14 protein-coding genes and 1 other RNA gene are annotated in these 17,606 nt (G+C 38.9%); 2 read left to right on the forward strand and 13 right to left on the reverse strand.

Features of this window, described 5'->3' with window-relative positions; all coding sequences use genetic code 11:
- Entirely contained in the window at positions 1-981 is a 981-nt protein-coding gene (locus DSM106972_RS25970) for an SMP-30/gluconolactonase/LRE family protein (RefSeq protein WP_127083415.1), read from the reverse strand.
- A gap of 52 nt (positions 982-1,033) precedes the next feature.
- Positions 1,034-2,005 (reverse strand): zinc-dependent alcohol dehydrogenase family protein, encoded by a 972-nt coding sequence (locus DSM106972_RS25975; RefSeq protein ID WP_233787273.1) that lies wholly within the window; start codon positions 2,003-2,005, stop codon positions 1,034-1,036.
- Positions 2,006-2,111: 106 nt separating this feature from the next.
- Between DSM106972_RS25975 and DSM106972_RS25980 the strand changes: the two genes are divergently transcribed.
- On the forward strand, positions 2,112-2,996 hold the full coding sequence (locus DSM106972_RS25980) for a LysR substrate-binding domain-containing protein (protein WP_127083416.1): 885 nt from the start codon (positions 2,112-2,114) through the stop codon (positions 2,994-2,996).
- A gap of 209 nt (positions 2,997-3,205) precedes the next feature.
- Here DSM106972_RS25980 and DSM106972_RS25985 read toward each other — a convergent pair whose 3' ends face one another.
- The gene (locus tag DSM106972_RS25985) at positions 3,206-6,955 is read right to left on the reverse strand and encodes an nSTAND1 domain-containing NTPase (protein WP_127083417.1); all 3,750 of its coding nucleotides are present in this window, start codon (positions 6,953-6,955) and stop codon (positions 3,206-3,208) included.
- A 113-nt stretch (positions 6,956-7,068) separates the two neighbouring features.
- Complete coding sequence (locus DSM106972_RS25990) at positions 7,069-8,373, reverse strand: P-loop NTPase fold protein (protein ID WP_127083418.1); 1,305 nt, start codon at positions 8,371-8,373, stop codon at positions 7,069-7,071.
- A 303-nt stretch (positions 8,374-8,676) separates the two neighbouring features.
- Between DSM106972_RS25990 and DSM106972_RS25995 the strand changes: the two genes are divergently transcribed.
- Positions 8,677-9,237 (forward strand): Uma2 family endonuclease, encoded by a 561-nt coding sequence (locus tag DSM106972_RS25995; RefSeq protein ID WP_127083419.1) that lies wholly within the window; start codon positions 8,677-8,679, stop codon positions 9,235-9,237.
- A gap of 112 nt (positions 9,238-9,349) precedes the next feature.
- Here the strand turns inward: DSM106972_RS25995 and DSM106972_RS26000 are convergent, their stop codons facing one another.
- The 9 genes from DSM106972_RS26000 to DSM106972_RS26040 form a co-directional block, all read right to left on the reverse strand.
- Positions 9,350-10,399, reverse strand: a complete 1,050-nt coding sequence (locus DSM106972_RS26000; protein WP_127083420.1) for a Fic family protein — start codon at positions 10,397-10,399, stop codon at positions 9,350-9,352.
- Positions 10,400-10,604: 205 nt separating this feature from the next.
- A complete protein-coding gene (locus DSM106972_RS26005; RefSeq protein ID WP_127083421.1) occupies positions 10,605-10,946 on the reverse strand; it encodes a hypothetical protein in 342 nt (113 codons plus the stop codon).
- Between the two features lie 86 nt (positions 10,947-11,032).
- Positions 11,033-11,743 (reverse strand): dynamin family protein, encoded by a 711-nt coding sequence (locus DSM106972_RS26010; protein ID WP_127083422.1) that lies wholly within the window; start codon positions 11,741-11,743, stop codon positions 11,033-11,035.
- A 229-nt stretch (positions 11,744-11,972) separates the two neighbouring features.
- Positions 11,973-12,941: a hypothetical protein gene (locus DSM106972_RS26015; protein ID WP_127083423.1), complete on the reverse strand. Its 969-nt coding sequence runs from the start codon at positions 12,939-12,941 to the stop codon at positions 11,973-11,975.
- 54 nt (positions 12,942-12,995) lie between these two features.
- Positions 12,996-13,380, reverse strand: a transfer-messenger RNA (tmRNA) gene (gene ssrA, locus DSM106972_RS26020).
- A 287-nt stretch (positions 13,381-13,667) separates the two neighbouring features.
- Complete coding sequence (locus tag DSM106972_RS26025; protein WP_073622049.1) at positions 13,668-14,615, reverse strand: F0F1 ATP synthase subunit gamma; 948 nt, start codon at positions 14,613-14,615, stop codon at positions 13,668-13,670.
- A 109-nt stretch (positions 14,616-14,724) separates the two neighbouring features.
- Positions 14,725-16,239 carry a F0F1 ATP synthase subunit alpha gene (gene atpA / locus DSM106972_RS26030; protein WP_019493620.1) on the reverse strand — a complete coding sequence of 505 codons (1,515 nt, stop codon included), beginning with the start codon at positions 16,237-16,239 and terminating at the stop codon, positions 14,725-14,727.
- A gap of 100 nt (positions 16,240-16,339) precedes the next feature.
- Entirely contained in the window at positions 16,340-16,891 is a 552-nt protein-coding gene (atpH, locus tag DSM106972_RS26035) for an ATP synthase F1 subunit delta (RefSeq protein ID WP_127083424.1), read from the reverse strand.
- Positions 16,892-17,443: a F0F1 ATP synthase subunit B gene (locus DSM106972_RS26040; RefSeq protein WP_127083425.1), complete on the reverse strand. Its 552-nt coding sequence runs from the start codon at positions 17,441-17,443 to the stop codon at positions 16,892-16,894. It abuts the gene before it with no gap.
- Between the last annotated feature and the right edge of the window lie 163 nt (positions 17,444-17,606).

The raw sequence follows: 17,606 nt of genomic DNA on the forward strand, positions 1-17,606 counted from the left end.
TTACTTCCTCAAATTAAAACGACGAATAAAGAAGCGACTTGGAACATTTTTCTCTTGTCCCGGTAGAAGACGATGGCGAATGCGTGACTCTGTAACCAAAACATCATTACCAGCAACAGTCAAATTGACTGGTGATTCCATATTTGCTGCTATAGTTTCTATTGACCGAGGTGTATTTGTGGGTGAAAGCACATCAATACTAAGTAGGCGCCCGTTACCGCTTGTTACACTACCTTCAGTTACAAGTAGTTTTCCATCTGGAGCAAATTGCATTCCATCAGGGTTTTCAAGTTTGCGTGTTAGAGATATTTTTTCAACAGCAACTCCAAATGGTTGAGGTGTAATTTTAAAAAGCTCTCCAGTAGAGAACAGACCCACAATGACTACACCATCTGGTCTGCGAGCAATACCAGCAAGTCCTATTTGCTTAGAATTAAATAGTGGATTTTCTGCCCAAACTTGTAACTTACTTGTTCCAGGCGCCAGATAATGAATACGAGGACGTGAACTGTCGGTAAGATAAACACCACCATTATCATCAAGCGCTATATCATTCCCAAAACCACTATCAGGCATTTGAATAACACGCAGTACTTTACCTGTACGGGTATCAATTGCAAAAATGCGGTGTGGGCGCCTAACTGTTTCACCCTTGGAGTTCTTAATTCCAAGAAAATCAGAAGAAGCTCCCCAAAGAATTTCTCGTTGCTCATCAAGCCGTAAACTATTAGCAGCAAAGATTTCACTACTTCCTGGGAAGAAAGTCTCGCTTTTACCTTGGGAGTTAATACGCAGTATTTGACCGCTTGTCACAGAACCAACATATAACATTCCTTTAGAAGAGCGCGCGATTCCATTTGGATATTGAAAATTAGCAGGCAATTCAATCGGAGCTTTAACATTGGAATTTTGGGCGACTGTTTCTATTGAGGTGAAAAGAAATACTGTTAAGATAGCTGGAGAAAAAAACTTCTGCATCATAATATAAAATCTGAAAGCTTAATCACTACTTTACCAAAATGTTTACCATTGTCTAAATATTCAAATGCAGCTTGAGTCTGTTGTAAGGTGAAAACTTTATCATCACAGGATGAATATTATAAGCTTCAATTGCTTGATTCATGGCTATAAAATCATTGGTTGAACCTACTTCCATTCCTTTAATCGTAGCTTGCTGATGTAATAGTGCTAAGGTATTAATACTAGTCTCAAAGCCATCAAGTAAACCCACTACCGAAATATGACCACCCATCCGCAGTACATTAAGTGATTTTTGTAGATTGCTACCGCCAACGGTTTCGACAACTATATCTACACCTTTTCCATCTGTATATTTATAAATAATGTTTTCCCAATCGGGTGTAGTTTTATAGTTTATGGTAAAGTAGGCGCCTAAGTTTTTTGTTCTTTCAAGCTTTTCATCACTGCTTGATGTAATAATTGCTTTGGCACCTAAAGCTTTTACAAATTGCAGTGCAAAAATCGACACTCCACCTGTACCATGTAGCAAAACTGTATCACCTGCTTGAAGGTTGCCGTATTTGAGTGCATTCCACGCTGTTAAACCAGCAATTGGTAATGCAGATGCTTCTACAAGTGAAAGGTTAACAGGTATTTTGATTAATTGGTTAACTTGAAATATTTTATACTCGCTCAATTGCCCTGCGACATTACCTAATCCTTGACGAGCCAAGTAATCAGTGGTTTGACTAGTAGGTTTATCACTTATCCAATTTGGTATAAAAGTTGTTGCTACTTTATCACCTGGTTGAAATTCTGTGACATTGGCGCCAACACTTTCAACAATTCCGGCGCCGTCGCATACAGGTATATAAGGTAGCTCTAAGTTCGGATTAAGTAAACCTTTAACAACTAACAAATCAACATAGTTAAGAGATACAGCTTCGATTTTAACTAATACTTCTTCAGGTTTCGGAACAGGAACAGGTTGTTCGTTTACTTTCAAGTTACTGATACCCAATGCATGTAGTTCTACTGTCTTCATATCACTACCATTATCTTATAACCCTGATTATGCAAGCTTTAAATTATTATGTCTAAGACCTTTTTTGAGCTAGACTGATACCCAAAAGGTATCACTAATTAAATATATGGAACTACGCCAACTTAAGTATTTTGTCACGGTTGCTGAAGAACTGAATTTTCGGCGCGCAGCAGAACGTTTGTACATGGAACAACCACCGCTAAGTCGTCAAATAAAGCAGCTTGAAGATGAGTTGGGGGTTAAATTATTTGAACGCAGTAAACGTGGTGTATTGCTAACTGATGCAGGAACAGCGTTTTTGGACGAAGCGCGTTTAACATTAGCGCAAGCTGAACGTGCGTTCTCATCTGCGCGTAAAGCTGTAGAGGTGCGGCGCCAAAATATTACAATTGGATTTTCTATTTGTGCGTTTAATCGAGTTTTGCCTGAAATTATTCAAGAATTCCGCGCTAATTATCCAGATGCAAAGGTAACATTAACGGAAATGTCTTCTCAAGAGCAAGTACGCGCGTTACTTGATGAAAAAATTGATATTGGTTTTATTCATCCACCAGTTGAACTTCAGAAAGTCGAAATATTAACTTTGTTATGCGAACCGATAGTAGTTGCGCTTCCATTTAATCACCCATTAACAAAACAAGAAGTAATAACTTTTTCAGCGTTAGCAAACGAACCGTTTATAATTTGTCCTCAACACGTCAAACCAGATTTATACGCTCAAATCATAAATGCATGTCAAAAAGCAGGTTTTACACCAAATATAGTTCAAGAAGCAAGTCCACCAGAAGTAATGTTGAGTTTTGTGGAGTCAGGAATGGGAATTTCTCTCGTTGCAGCAGGCGCCGAAACACGGCATAAAGTAAGTGTAGTGTATCGTTCACTTGATGTGGCGCCGATGCTTGAAATTGCCGCAGTTTGGCGTAAAGAAGAAATTTTATCAAAGATATTGCAGGAGTTTTTAAGTGTGGTGAAAAGATTGGCAACGGATTAAAACGGATGTAACGGATAGTTTACTAATATTTTAGTTAATTCTCACAAGGCACATGGTTAAAAATATTATTGAAAGCAAAAGTGTAATTTTATTCATAAAATATAACTAAGTATAAATGGGCTTTCTCTTGCCCCGTCCAATTCCGAAGCAGGCGGGCAAGGATGCCCGCTCCACAAGACAAGAATGATTAATTTAATTTTTGGAATATTTTAAATATAATCTGTTTGTCTCACATTGGGATTAGTATTTAAATAATCGTGCGTCCAGTCACGACCACATGCTACTAGTTCATCTAATTCAAATGATTTTGGTTTTGGAGGTTTTGCACTCCAAATTCTTGCGGTACGGTCGGCGCTTGCGGATATAATAAGGTTACGGTCGCAGTTAAAACAAACTCCGTTGACTTCGCCGTTATGACCTTGGAAGGATTTTAGTAGTTGACCGTTTTTACTCCATAATTTAACGGTATAGTCTGAACTACCTGAAACGATTCTACCGTCTGGACTAATACTAACGCTATTTACGCTTGCGGTATGTCCGTGGAGAGTTTTGAGCAAGTTACCTGTTTTGCTCCATAATCTAATTGTATGGTCGGCGCCTGCTGATACAATAGTTTTACGGTCAGGACTGAAGACAACGCTGTTAACACTACAGGTATGTGCTGTAAGAGTTTTAATTAATTTAGTACTTATATCGTCTGTACTCCAAAGTCTAATTGTTTTATCGGCGCCAGCGGAAGCAACCATTGAGGCATCTGGACTAAAGCAAACGCTAAAAACTTGGTCGGTGTGCCCATGAAGCGTTCGTAGTAAAGTTCCTTTTATACTCCAAAATTTGATAGTTTTATCTGCGCTGGCAGAAACAATAACGTTACCACTAGGACTAAAACAAACACTAAAAACTTGGTCGGTGTGTCCTTTGAAAGTATGCAATAAAGTACCATCTGTACTCCAAATTTTGACGGTGTTGTCAGCACTTGCTGAGGCAATTTTACTGCCATTTGGACTAAAGCAAACACTCCAAACAATATCTCCATGTCCTTGTAAGATATTTAGTAAAGTCCCATCTAAATTCCAAACCATAATATTACGGTTAGCGCTTGCCGTTGCAATTGTTCTACCATTGGGACTAAAACTTACGTTTGTTACCCAGTTACTATGACCTTCCAAACGGTTTCGTTCTTGAACTTCGGTAACAACTTGACGAATTCTATCGACCGCGCGCTTTTTGGTAGATGATGCCACATCAATTTGTTGTAATTGTACACCTGCTTTGAGACTAGCAACTAAGGCGCCTAACTGGTCATGAGTCACAAATAAAGCTTGCGATAACGATACTAAGGCTTCTATTTCTGCAATTTCTGCACGTTTACGTTCTTGCTGCTCTTTATATAATGCTTTTTCTTTTTCTTGTAGTGCTTTGATAAGTTGCTCTTCGGTGAGTTTTTGCTTTTCTCTTGCCGCTGCAAGTGCTGCTAAAAGTTCAGGCGCCTGCTGTTGACGAATAAAACGCACGAGGTAATCATGTACTAATTGATAGCGGTTAGCAGGAACTTCGCGTACTTCCAAAACTAACCCAGAACCAACCAAAACTTCTAAGACTAAATCTATTTCAATATCTGAGATTAAATCAAAAGTTTTTAAATCGGTTTCTAGTTCGCTACGTGTTTTTAAAGGACGAGTACCGTTTTCATTAGTAAGCATGTACAAAATTAATTGCGCGCAACGTTCATTGTCTACTCCGCAATGTTTAATAACTTGTTCTAAAAAGCGTTCAACGAGTTTCTTTTTAGTTCCAAGCTGACGATATTGTTCTAAAGTGGTAATTTTTTCTGCTTGAAGTTGGGCGCCAACTATTTGCAACTCAATTGGACTGACTTCATCGTATTCACATGCTAAGTCTTTAACTAATTCATCAATTAATTGTGGTTCTAAGTATAATTTAGCTTGTTCTGTCAGGCTTTCAACAACTGCCTTGGCTTCTGCTCGTGAAAATAATCCTAAATGGTAACGAATATTTTTATCTAGAATATTATTATTAATTGCATCAAGGTTGATAGTGCGATTTAAATCTAATAAATAATGTAAATAATCTTCACGTAAAGAGAAAATAATTTTAACAAAATTAATATTTAAACAGGCGCCAATAAACTCATAAAAGCATTGTCGTTGATTTTTATTAGGATAAGCAAAGAAAAATTCTTCAAACTGGTCAAAAATTAATACTGTGAGTAAATTATTATCCGCGTTTTTATGTAACTGTGCAGTAATCGCTTCTATGTTATTATCTATATCATCTGGAAAATGCTTACATAAATTTCCTATCCAGTCAGTATAAACTCTGACCACAATCGGTAAAACATCTCGTTCTCCAATTGACTGCTGTTTCAGTGCTGGTATTAATCCTGCTTTGAGTATAGAACTTTTACCTACACCTGACTGACCATGAATGATAGTTAGTTTATGGTCATTACGACTAATTCGTTCGATGAGATTATCAACATCTTTTTGCCGACCAGCAGCAGCAATTTCTTGTGCTACTATCGCTTGCTGCTTTTTATTAGTAATTGAATTAATACAATAACGTTTGGGGTGTAAATAAGTGGCGCCGATAAATGCTCGTAAGCTATACTGATGTTCAATGGCAATTTGTTCTTGTTTAATTCGGAAAGCTTCTAAATAATTACCTTCTTCAAAATAGAGCGCGCGTAATGTTTCTAAAATGGAAATATATAATTGTGGATTATTTTCGGGACTACTAACAACACGAAGTTTTTCTAAACTTTTAATAGCTTCTACTATTTTTCCTAAAGCTTGATGAGCGCGCGCAATAATAAACTTATACAAGCTTCGGTAGTGTAAATGTTCTTTGGAGTTAGATAATGCTCTTAAAGCTTGTCCACCTAGTGAAATCGCATCATGCCATTGTGAATTTTCAAGCGCTACCTCAGCTAAAAAGCCGTAGTTTCTAGCAATTTGTAGTGCGTTACCATACTTTTGATTCAATTCCAAAGCTTTTTGAGCAAGACACTGTAAATTATCCCATGCTTGCAAGCTTCGTAGCACATCACCCAATTTGGTAATATATTTAGCAACTAAATTAAAACGCTGTGCTTGTTCAAAACAATTAATAGCCTTTTGAAGATAATCTTTACTTTCTTCAAGATATTTAATATAATCTACTTGAGATTTTTCGGCTTTAAGTTCGTAAACTAAAGCAATATTTATCAGTAAAATTCCTTGTCGTTCTAAGTTATGCTCTTGCCAATAATCTAAACTTTGATTGTAAAATTCTAAGGCAGTGTCTACTTGTTCATGTAAATACGCACGATAACCTAAAATAAATTGTAAACTAGCTTTATCATTCGGCGCCATTTCAGAGCGGCGCCATTGTAAATCTTGTTGTGCTGACTCTATTTCACAGCAAATTTCTACATTTGGGGTAAAATTACCAGCAAAGATATCATCTGTAGTGTCACGTATCAAACTGACTAACTCCGATGTAGTACTATTAAACTGAATAACCGTTGCCCAATTTTCTAAATCAGTTGCCAATTTAATAAACTTTTGTAGAACTTGGTCATTGACCCATACAAGTAAAGGAAATGCAAAACTCTTTCTAAACTCTTCTCTAACTTGGTTTGCTGAAGTCAAAAGATTATCGAGGTCTTCGACTGCATCTAACCCCGATACCATCAACGAAAAAGGCGCCTCGTCTCCAATACCTTCTAAAATAGTGGTGTAAAGAGTTTTGACAGATGATTGAAGAGACAATTCGCTGATTTTTATAGGTGAGAGTTCATGTAAGCGTGCAGTTATACGTTGCTGTAAATTTGTATAATTACAGCGTAGTAAAACTAAAGAAAACTGACCTTGAGAAAGTCTAATAGTTCTCACTAAAGTTTTTAATGATTGTTCGTTTTCAGCGTTGATATCTTCAGGTTGATATATATTAGTCATAACTATATCTTGATTAAAACGAACCGCAAAGAACGCTGCATAGCGCAAAGAAAGACGAGGAAGAAATTTCTTTCCTTTGCGTCATGAAGCGTCCTTTGCAGTTAATATAAAAATTATCCAAAAACTAATTCTTTTGCTTCTGCTAAAATCGGATTAACATCAAACCAAGAACCATCATAATCGCGGTACTCAAACACAAACATATTGCGTATCAAAACTTGATATCCATCTTGACCACGCAAATCTTTGTGTTTAGAAACATCACGCAACCAATCCCATTCTTGCAAACTAATAGCCAAACTTAACTCATTGCGACGCTGACGAATTACACTATCCAAACATTCGCGCGATATCGGTGGGTCTTCACGCTGTAAACAACGATACAGTAGCATTAATAAATTTCTAACATGACCACCGCTAGCTAAACAAAGTTGCTTTAAAGTATCAGGACTATCAAAAACTTCAGTAATCAAACTTTGACTTATTCCCCAATCTACACCAGGAAACGCGCGCGCCATTACTAGCTGTTGTAATCTTAAAATTCCTTCATAACATTCTGAACCATCACGCTGTTGTACAGGTACCATTGGCAATACTTTGGGGTCTACACCGAAACGGTTGGTTAGTCTTCCTAGCGCATTAGAAAAAATTAATACCAAAGGTATTGTATAAAGGACATGGCAATTTAACTGGTTCAACTGTTCGCCACGTTCCACAAACAAATATTCAGGTTGATAATAACCTGATGGTTTAATTGAGTTATCAACACGGTCAAGGTTGTCAACTATTACTACCAGTCCCTTCTTACCGTACTTTTTGAGCAAATCTTGTGCGGGTTTGAGCAATTCGTTATTTATAGATTCGATAATACCGTTGGTGCGAGGTTCTAAATATTGTCGCAGTTGGTTTCTGAGTTTAGGACTATCTTTAGTGCGAGTCGTAATATTTGCAATTCCAGCAGAAAATTGAATTTCAGAGACTTCTATTGGCGTTAGTAAAAAATTACTAATATCTGTGAATAAAGTTTTAAAGTATCCTGGTTTCAAGTTGATTTTGATAGCTTCCAGACTTTGACTTACCTCACGGGCAATAGCTAACAATATATCAGTAACATCTACATCCGCCATGTCAAGACTTTGACTGGACTCAAAATAGACTACATGAAACGCTTGTTGCTCTAACTCAGCTTTCAGGCGGAGGAGTTCAGTAGATTTACCACAGCCTATGTGTCCAGTAAACAATTGACAAGTAGGTTGGTCAGGTGAGAGACGGGTGATAGTTCGTCCTAACTCTTCGATTATTCTGGCGCCTCGAACTTTAGAAAAATCAATATAATACTTTCTATCCTCTGCATCTCCCACGACTAGCGTCTTACTGGGGTTACAAGCCTGAAAAAATCTTGTAAAATCCAAATTCATCGCAGTTTATCCCGAAATATAGCAACATATTTATTTTTCGTCTCTGTTATTCTACAGAGGAATATCTTGAAGTTACGCAAAAGATAAGTAAAAATTACCACCACGTAGAGACGCGATTAATCGCGTCTCTCCACACCGTGTAAAAAAAGAACATGATCATAACCACCCTTAATGATCTAGTTAATCTATCAGTGATCATGTTTCTACCAAACGGCGCCTTTGTCCAGATGCAGCAAACTTACACAAATCATATAATTCATTAAATCAAGATAAAATATTGTTGTACCATGCTAAAAGGTGTTTATGGAGGCCATTTCAATTCCAAAAACGACTTTGGAAGAATTTCTACAACTTCCTTACATTGACGAATCGCCCGCATGGGAGTACATAAACACCACTATATCTCAAAAACCAATGGGTGGAGGCAAGCATAGTCTTTTACAGAAACGGTTAATTGCAGGTATTGATGCAACAGCTATCAACTATGAGGCTTTTCCAGAATTACGCTGTACATTTGGTAATCGTTCGGTTGTTCCTGATGTTTCGGTAGTTGCTACAGACAGATTACCAGTTGATGAGAATGGCGATATTATTAGTACTGGTATCGATTTTACTCCAGACTGGGTAATTGAAATTCTTTCACCAGACCAAAGTCAAACTAAGGTGACAGGTAATATTTTATATTGTATAAGAAATGGCTCGCTACTTGGATGGTTGATTGACCCAAGCGAACGTTCTATCATTGTTTATCAACCAGATGCTTTACCTAGTGTGTTAACTCTTAAAGATAATTTACCTGTGTTACCAGGTATAAATTTTACAATTTGTGTAGATGATGTATTTACTTGGCTAAAGCTAAGATAAGTTTTTGAACTATAAAGATAGATGATAATTCGTTCTAACCTCTTAAAGTATCTCCAAGATTTTTAGAACAAAGAATATGATCACAACTACCCTGGATGATCTAGTTAATCTATCATTGATCATGTTTTTTCCAAATTGCATCTCGACCTGACTTGATGCAACGAATTTTGCCCAAGCGACGAAGTTCTGCCAGAGCGCGGTTTATGGTAGGACGACTAACACCGGGACACGCACGCTCAACATCTATATATTGAAATTGATTTGGTAATCTCTCAACTACATCAAACACTACCTCGCGTTTTGCCCCTTTACTTGATGTCAACAAACCAACACGTTGCTCAAAATCTCGGTAAGCTCTTAAAATAACACCAAGAAAATATTCCCACCAAGGCAGTAAGCTGTGCTGTCCCTCATGCCAACCTAACGAAGACTGATATAAGGTGTCGTAATAACTTTCCTTACTTCGCTCAATAATTTTTTCCAAGCTGATATAGCGACCGACTTCGTAACCTGCTTGATACAGTAATAGTAAAGTTAATAAACGAGCCATGCGACCATTGCCGTCTCGAAACGGATGAATGCAAAGAAAATCTAAAACGTAGGTAGGAATTAAAAGTAACGGCTCAACTTGCTCTGCTTGCATTATATAGTTGAAGCGTTCGTGTAACTGCGTCATGGCGCCAGGTGTCATAAAAGCAGTAACTGTTTCAAAACGTACAACTGTCGAACCATCTGGTCGAGTTTCTGTAATATTATTATTAGAAGATTTCCACTTACCACCACCACTTGGCAAAAACTGATATAAATCTCTGTGTAGCTGTAATACTAAGCTTGTATTAAAAGGCATATGCTCGTAGCTAGCGTGGATAGTGTTGAGAACATCTCTATATCCAGCAATCTCTTGCTCAGAGCGGTTTTGCGGTGTCGTCTTTTGCGCGACTAATGCCTTAATACGTTGGAGGGGAGCTTCGACACCTTCAATACGGTTAGATGATTCGGTACTCTGAATAATCGCAGCTTGCTGTAATGTTTCCAAGACTTGCGGTGATTGCTGGTTGAATAATTCCTGCTTACCTTTATACTCACCAATGAGGCGAATAGTTCGCAATATATTTTGAGTAATTGGTTGGCGCTCGATAAAGCCTGGTTCAAACGACTGCATGGGCAGTTCCTATAATTTTATTCCAATGAAGGATAGGCGCCTGAGATTATGGCTCGCGCGCGAAGTTAAACCTTATATTAACTCAAGAATGTGATCACAACACCCCTTGATGATCTAGTTAATCTATCAATGATCATGTTTATCAAGGGTACTTGTGATAAACTATATAATTTAATTCAAACTTTAATCAAAAATGTATATAGATTTATTCAAACAATTCATACCCTTCAACGAGCAAATGGAGATATACGAGCTGACCGGATAAATTATCTAAACGCTTTTCAACTCGATTAAAACCTGCTTCTAGAGATTTTTGTACATTATCTAGAGCATTTTGAATTTGGTGTAGTTTGAAACCCATGTAGGCAAAACCAGCGATGCTCACACCAATATTCAAAATACTGGCGCCAGCAGCAAGCTGAGTTAGGTTTAAAACAGAGGATAATTTATTCTGAATTTTTCCAAGCTTATCAATTGTGATGCCATGACCAACCAAATCTGTAACTAAGTCGGCGCCGCCTAATATAGGATTAAGTGGTAGGGTCATCAATTTATTAGTCAAACCAGGAGTTTCGAGTAAATGACGTACAATTTTGCCTGTTGCAGCTTCTCTAATAACACCTCCAAATCGCTTTACTCTACAACTTTTTTAAGTTCTTCCAACAAACGTTTTCTGTGTTTGTCATCCACCTGTAAATAATCTAAAGCTACGACACTGAAAGCTTTGTGAACTTTTTCCTGAATAACTTTTATATTGTCACGGTCTTGAATTGACTTTAAACCAGGTAAATCAATCAACTCAACTCCCACACCTTGTGGTAATCCCAATAAATTTTCGTCTGATACTGGTAAAAGTGGTATGTAGGCAGTTACCCGTGGCGCCATGCAGTCTCTTTTCTCACGGGTGTCATGATAAGGACGCATCACGCCATCGCGAATTTTTTCATAGAGAGCTTCGTCACCCAAATCTGACCAAACGCCTGTTTCCCAAGCAGAACCCTCTGTTTCTTCAATTATTAATTTACGCTCGTGAGCATGACGCAGTGTTAAAACTCCACCACTCATCTCACCTGCTTCTATAGGAGCAATTTTGCGACCAATTAAAGCATTGACGATAGTTGACTTACCAGAAGATGTTGTGCCAATCATGGCGATAGATAAACTTGGCGCCTGTAACCTATCCACAGTTTCTTGATGGCAAAGGCGAAAGGATTCCAGTTTCTCACCAAGTCCTGTGTCATCAAACACATCAGGGTAAGTGGTTGCTAAATTTTTAACAGCTTCGCCAAGCTCATTTAACTGATTGCGGGCATCACGCAAGATTGTCTCAATGTCTGTGGTCATTTTATAGGTTTACAGGTAACTACACACGTAGGGCTAAAACACCCACAGTTATATAGTTCCCAAAAATTTCTCAAAAATCACAGATACAATTTTTGTGACAACCTAATTCTCGTTGTACATGCTGAAAAGCATACGTAGTCTACTTTAGTAGACTTAAGCTATTAGCCTTGGATTTGAATCCAAGGCGGGTATGTAGGACAGGCGAGACGCCTATCCTACGGAATAATTTCTAATGGTAGCGGTAATCAAATACAGCTTTACAAAACTCTAAAAGCTCTGCTTCTTGAAAATCTAGCTTTGCATAATTTGCCATTACGCTAACAAACTGTACATTTCCTTCTATATATCCTAATTTTGAATCAATTCTGTCTAAACTGGCGGTTTTTGGATTTAGTTGATGATTTTTCCATTGTGAAGTTGTTTCAAAGTTTTCTAATTCCCATCCTGTGTAAGGACATCTACCTTCTTGCTTCTCCCATAAGTCTTTGAGATATTCAAGGGTAATGTTAAGCAGGCGCCCGTTTGCTTTTACTCTTGTTTTCGCTAATCTCAAGTGCTTACGATAAGGCGAAAATTCATCTCTACGTGTATTTACACATGTATTAATAGTATTCTTTTCTAATGTATGAGCAGTATTATTACTAATAATTTTGTATTGATAAACATCATGGCAAAAATTAATTAAATCTTGCTCTGTAAAAACGTTTTTGGCAAAGTTCGCAATCACAGCAATAAATTGTATATTATCGGGCGTGTAACAAGACCTTGAATCAATTCTGTCAACACTTGCTCGATAAATTGTGCTAGGTGTAGTTTCACACTCAGTAGTTGAAGCTAAATTTATTAAATTCCATCCGGTATAAGGACAAATACCGTTTTGTTGCTCCCATAAAGCTTTTAAATCTGCCAAAGTTACTAAACATTCGTGACTCCTTCGCTTTGCAGATTTTTTCATGATTTTGAGATGATACCGAAACGGTGAAAAATCATCGACTCGAATAATCTCTTTAAGGTGGGAAGTTTGACGAATTACTGGAACCTGAGAAGTCCCTAATCCTCTATACTTTGCATGGCAACTTAAACAACAAAAGTGAGGTCTTCCTAATTTTTTACTTCGCTTAAATTCACTCAAGCGTTTTGTGAACTCTTTGCCGCACTCCGAATTTTGACAATTTACAACTATAGTCGATTCACCCATAAAACTAAAGTCCACTGTATATCTAAAATTATACAGTGGACTTATTAGTTTTACTTATGGATCTGGGCAGAATCGAACTGCCGTCCGAAATAGGTATTAACTTCCGCATCATTCACAGGTTTAGCCTTTCTTACCCTCAAGGCGGGAATCGTCTATTATCCCAGACGGTAGGATGCTCTGGTGATTTCTTTGCTAACTAGTCTACCAGAGGAAACTTGTTAGCGCATCCGTTGAGGGTTGTCTCTAGCTCTTAACGGAGTCAAACTAGAAACGCTCGGACCTGAAAGAGGCTTTTAGGCTGCTACTAGGGCATCCTTACGAGCAAATTTTACGATGTTGTTTGCATCTATTGTTTTGAGCCTTTATTTACGAGAGACACTCCCTCTCGACCTGCATCAACGAACAGCTTTCGCTACCCCGTCGAAACCAGTACAGACCCGTGTTGTTTAGATATTTTTATTGTAGTATAAGATTTCAAAAATTGCCAACAATTCTTAAGGCGCCTTAAACAATTCTTATATCTGGCGCCCTAGAAACATATTTTGTAGCAAAATTCCTAAAAATGTCATGCTGAACGCAGTGAAGCATCTCTTTATCTATGAAGACTTTGCGAGATTCTTCGCTTCGCTCAGAATGACACATACATTAGATTCTTCGCTACGTGACTAATGACACTATCGAGACTTTGCGAGATTCTTCGCTACGTGACTAATGACAAAATGTACATTAATTTAAAGCTTCGGCGCCACCAACCACCTCAAGAATTTCTTGGGTAATAGCAGCTTGACGAGCTTTGTTGTATCCTAATGTCAACGAACCAATAAGTTCAGCAGCGTTCTCACTTGCGTTACTCATAGCAGTCATCCGTGCTGCAAGTTCGCTTGCTGCGGATTCTTGGAGCGCGCGTAATAATTGGTTGCTTAAGTACAAAGGCAACAAGGAATCCAAAATTTGTACTGGGTCTTGCTCGAACAACATGTCACGAGGGAAAGCACGCACTTCGGTTGTTACTTTTTCGCGGGTTACTTCAAATTGACCACCACGAGTTGTTAAGCGGAAAATTTCATCGTCTGCTGCTTCTAAACCTTGAGGGTCAAGAGGTAGCAATGTTTGTACAACTGGACGTGAACTTACCAATGAAACAAACTTTGTGTAAACTAACTCAATTCTGTCTACGCTTTGAGACAAGAACAAAGAAAGTAGTTCGTCAGCAATATTAGTAGCTTCAGTCGCAGTAGGAATTTGCTCTAAACCCATGAAGGTCGCAGTAATTGGATATTCGCGACGTTGGAAGTATTGTGATGCTTTACGTCCAACGATAACAAATTTATAATCTAACCCTTCTGCTTTAAGTTCTTTAGCACGAATTTCTGCACGCTTGATGACGCTGGAGTTATAACCACCGCACAAACCACGGTCTCCAGAAATTACTAATACACCAACGGTTTTAACTTGGCGTTTTTTGAGCAGTGGTAAATCTGCATCTTCAAACCGCAAGCGAGTTTGTAAACCGTAAAGTACTTGTGCTAATCTGTCGGCAAATGGACGTGTGGAAAGAACTTGCTCTTGCGCGCGTCGTACACGTGCAGCAGCAACAAGTCGCATCGCTTCGGTAATCTTCTTGGTATTTTTAACCGATTGAATTCGGTCGCGTATCGCTTTTAAATTAGCCATATTCTTAAACTCCTAAGTGCTTGTAGAGTGCGCTCGTTGAAAGTGCTTAGTGCTGAGTTTTATGCATTTTTCTACTCAGCACTCAGCACTCAGCACTCAACACTATTTTCTATGCTGCGAAGGTCTTCTTGTACTCAGTAATACCTTCTTTGAGTGCTGCTTCTTCTGCGTCACCCATTACCTTAGAAGTTTGTACTGCTTGAGCGTATGCTGGTTTGCTGTTCTTTAAGTATTCGCGCAAACCTTTTGTGAAGGCGCCTACTTTTTCAACTGGGATATCGTCTAAGTAGCCGTTAATACCAGCGTAAAGAATAGCTACTTGCTCAGATACGGACAATGGCGAGTTTTGTGGCTGTTTGAGAAGTTCGCGTAAGCGTACACCACGTGCCAATTGGTCTTGGGTAGTTTTATCTAAGTCGGATGCAAATTGTGCAAACGCTTGTAAGTCGTCGAACTGTGCTAGTTCAAGTTTAATTTTACCTGCGACTTTCTTCATCGCTTTGGTTTGTGCTGCTGAACCTACCCGTGATACTGAAATACCTGGGTTTACAGCGGGACGAACACCAGCGTTAAATAAGTCAGACGATAAGAAAATTTGACCGTCGGTAATCGAAATTACGTTGGTAGGAATATATGCGGATACGTCACCTGCTTGAGTTTCAATGATAGGTAACGCTGTCATGCTACCTTTACCAAGCTCATCGCTGAGTTTCGCAGCGCGCTCTAATAAACGGGAGTGAATGTAAAATACGTCACCAGGATATGCTTCACGACCGGGTGGACGACGGAGCAACAACGACATTTGACGGTATGCAGCAGCTTGCTTCGACAAATCGTCATAAATAATTAGAGTAGCTTTGCCTTGGTACATAAAGTACTCAGCAATTGCTGCTCCTGTGTATGGCGCCAAAAATTGTAGTGGTGCTGCTTCGGATGCGCTAGCAGCAACAATAATAGTATAGTCAAGGGCGCCTCTTTCTTGTAATGTTTGAACAACGTTAGCTACGGTCGAAGCTTTTTGACCGATGGCAACGTATACACAAATTACATCTTCGCCTTTTTGGTTCAGGATGGTGTCAATAGCAACAGCTGTTTTACCAGTTTGACGGTCACCAATAATTAACTCGCGCTGCCCACGACCGATGGGAATCATCGAGTCAATAGCGGTAATACCTGTTTGCATTGGTTCGTGTACCGAACGACGTGCAATAATACCAGGCGCCATCGATTCAATCAAGCGACTTTCAGTTGACTTGATTTCACCTTTACCGTCGATAGGATTACCCAATGCGTCAACTACACGTCCAACAATCGCATCACCTACTGGTACTTGAGCGATACGACCTGTAGCGGTAACGGTACTTCCTTCTTGGATGTTGCGACCTTCACCCATTAATACCGCACCAACGTTGTCTTCTTCTAAGTTGAGCGCAAGACCGATTGTACCGTCTTCAAACTCAAGCAACTCACCAGCCATTGCTTTTTCCAAACCGTACACGCGGGCAACACCGTCACCTATTTGAAGTACGGTTCCAACGTTAGCAACTTTGACTTCTTTGTCGTATTGCTCGATTTGCTGCTGAATAATGCTGCTAATTTCGTCAGGCTTAATTGAAATACTCATGTTTCTATAGCTTTGAAAAGAGACAACTGAAAAAGTTATGAGTGCTGAGTTATGAGTGCTGAGTAATAACTCCTAACTCCTAACTCCTAACTCCTAACTTCTAACTACCTAAACTTAAAGACAGGCGCCGTAATTGACCGCGTAAAGAAGCATCAATTACCTGCGAACCAACTTTGATGATGACACCACCAATCAAATCGCTGTTTACTTTTTTCTCAAGCTCCACAGAACGCGCGTTAGTCATCGCAACGACTTTTTCGATTACTGCTTGCTCTTGCGCTTCACTTAAAGGAATTGCAGAAGTTACTTCAGCTAAAACCGTCTGATTTAATTCGCGTAGCAGTGATAAATACTGCCTCATGATTGGTTCAAGGAAAGAAATTCGCTTTCTATCAACCAATAGCATCAAAAAATTCCTCATGAAGGCGTTCGTATCGTCACTCAATAGACGATTAACAAGAGACTTCTTTGTATCAATTTGAATGAAAGGGTTGTCAAAAAAGTTACGAAGGTCTTCGCTTCCAGAAAGTAAACCGACTATTGACCGTGCGTCATCACCAAACGCTTCGGTCAGGTTATTAGATTGCGCTACAGACATTAATGCCTGTGCATAAGGAGCAGCTATTTCTTCAGTAGCAACAGTACTTTTCATCTAACTTACCTCCAATAGCGCAATGCTGCGGTCGATTAATGCGTGCTGTGTATCTTCAGCAATTCCAGATTTTAGCTGTGACTCAGCTTTTTGAAGAGCCAGCGCAACAACTCTTGAGCGTAGTTGTGCAATTGCTTTATCTTGTTCGCTCGTCAAATCAGCAGCAGCAGCATCTTTAAGACGTTGCACATCGACTTGGGCACGTGCCAAAATAGCTTCTTTAGCTTTTTGAGCATTTTCGCTAGCAAAAGAACGGATTCGCTCCGCTTCTTGCTGTGCTTGAGTTAAATTCTTTTGCGCTTCTGATAATGCTTTCTCAGCTTCTTTGGCACGTCCTTCTGCTTCTTTTATTTCGATTTCAATACTAGTGCGACGCGCGCTCAAAGTATCAGTAAGAAACTTACGTCCAAATACAACTAGTACGCCAACCAGAATTGCCAGGTTAATTATATTGGTTTCTAAAATGTCTAGGTTTAGACCGAAACCACCTTCTTCGGCGTGACCGGCAACCGCCTCTGTCGCCAATAATATTAAGGTGCCCATTATACCCATCTACAACTGCGTACTTAACTGCTAATACGTTGATTTCTCCCCAATATATAAAGAAGGAGAAAATTGCTAATCACACCTTATATTTCTACATATAAGGAAGGCAATGCTTACGCCCTTGTTTGCTTGGGCTTTTGAGACTGATAGGGCGATGAGAAAATATATC

Source organism: Dulcicalothrix desertica PCC 7102 (assembly GCF_003991905.1).
Lineage (GTDB): Bacteria > Cyanobacteriota > Cyanobacteriia > Cyanobacteriales > Nostocaceae > Dulcicalothrix > Dulcicalothrix desertica.

Excerpts from the sequence above, each read along its gene's own strand:
- DSM106972_RS25990 (WP_127083418.1), bottom strand. The coding sequence starts at position 8,373 with ATGAATTTGGATTTTACAAGATTTTTTCAGGCTTGTAACCCCAGTAAG.
- DSM106972_RS25985 (WP_127083417.1), bottom strand. The coding sequence starts at position 6,955 with ATGACTAATATATATCAACCTGAAGATATCAACGCTGAAAACGAACAA.
- DSM106972_RS25995 (WP_127083419.1), top strand. The coding sequence starts at position 8,677 with ATGGAGGCCATTTCAATTCCAAAAACGACTTTGGAAGAATTTCTACAA.
- DSM106972_RS26005 (WP_127083421.1), bottom strand. The coding sequence starts at position 10,946 with ATGACCCTACCACTTAATCCTATATTAGGCGGCGCCGACTTAGTTACA.
- atpH (WP_127083424.1), bottom strand. The coding sequence starts at position 16,891 with ATGAAAAGTACTGTTGCTACTGAAGAAATAGCTGCTCCTTATGCACAG.
- DSM106972_RS25970 (WP_127083415.1), bottom strand. The coding sequence starts at position 981 with ATGATGCAGAAGTTTTTTTCTCCAGCTATCTTAACAGTATTTCTTTTC.
- DSM106972_RS26000 (WP_127083420.1), bottom strand. The coding sequence starts at position 10,399 with ATGCAGTCGTTTGAACCAGGCTTTATCGAGCGCCAACCAATTACTCAA.
- DSM106972_RS26010 (WP_127083422.1), bottom strand. The coding sequence starts at position 11,743 with ATGACCACAGACATTGAGACAATCTTGCGTGATGCCCGCAATCAGTTA.
- DSM106972_RS25980 (WP_127083416.1), top strand. The coding sequence starts at position 2,112 with ATGGAACTACGCCAACTTAAGTATTTTGTCACGGTTGCTGAAGAACTG.
- DSM106972_RS25975 (WP_233787273.1), bottom strand. The coding sequence starts at position 2,005 with ATGAAGACAGTAGAACTACATGCATTGGGTATCAGTAACTTGAAAGTA.
- DSM106972_RS26025 (WP_073622049.1), bottom strand. The coding sequence starts at position 14,615 with ATGGCTAATTTAAAAGCGATACGCGACCGAATTCAATCGGTTAAAAAT.
- DSM106972_RS26040 (WP_127083425.1), bottom strand. The coding sequence starts at position 17,443 with ATGGGTATAATGGGCACCTTAATATTATTGGCGACAGAGGCGGTTGCC.
- atpA (WP_019493620.1), bottom strand. The coding sequence starts at position 16,239 with ATGAGTATTTCAATTAAGCCTGACGAAATTAGCAGCATTATTCAGCAG.
- DSM106972_RS26015 (WP_127083423.1), bottom strand. The coding sequence starts at position 12,941 with ATGGGTGAATCGACTATAGTTGTAAATTGTCAAAATTCGGAGTGCGGC.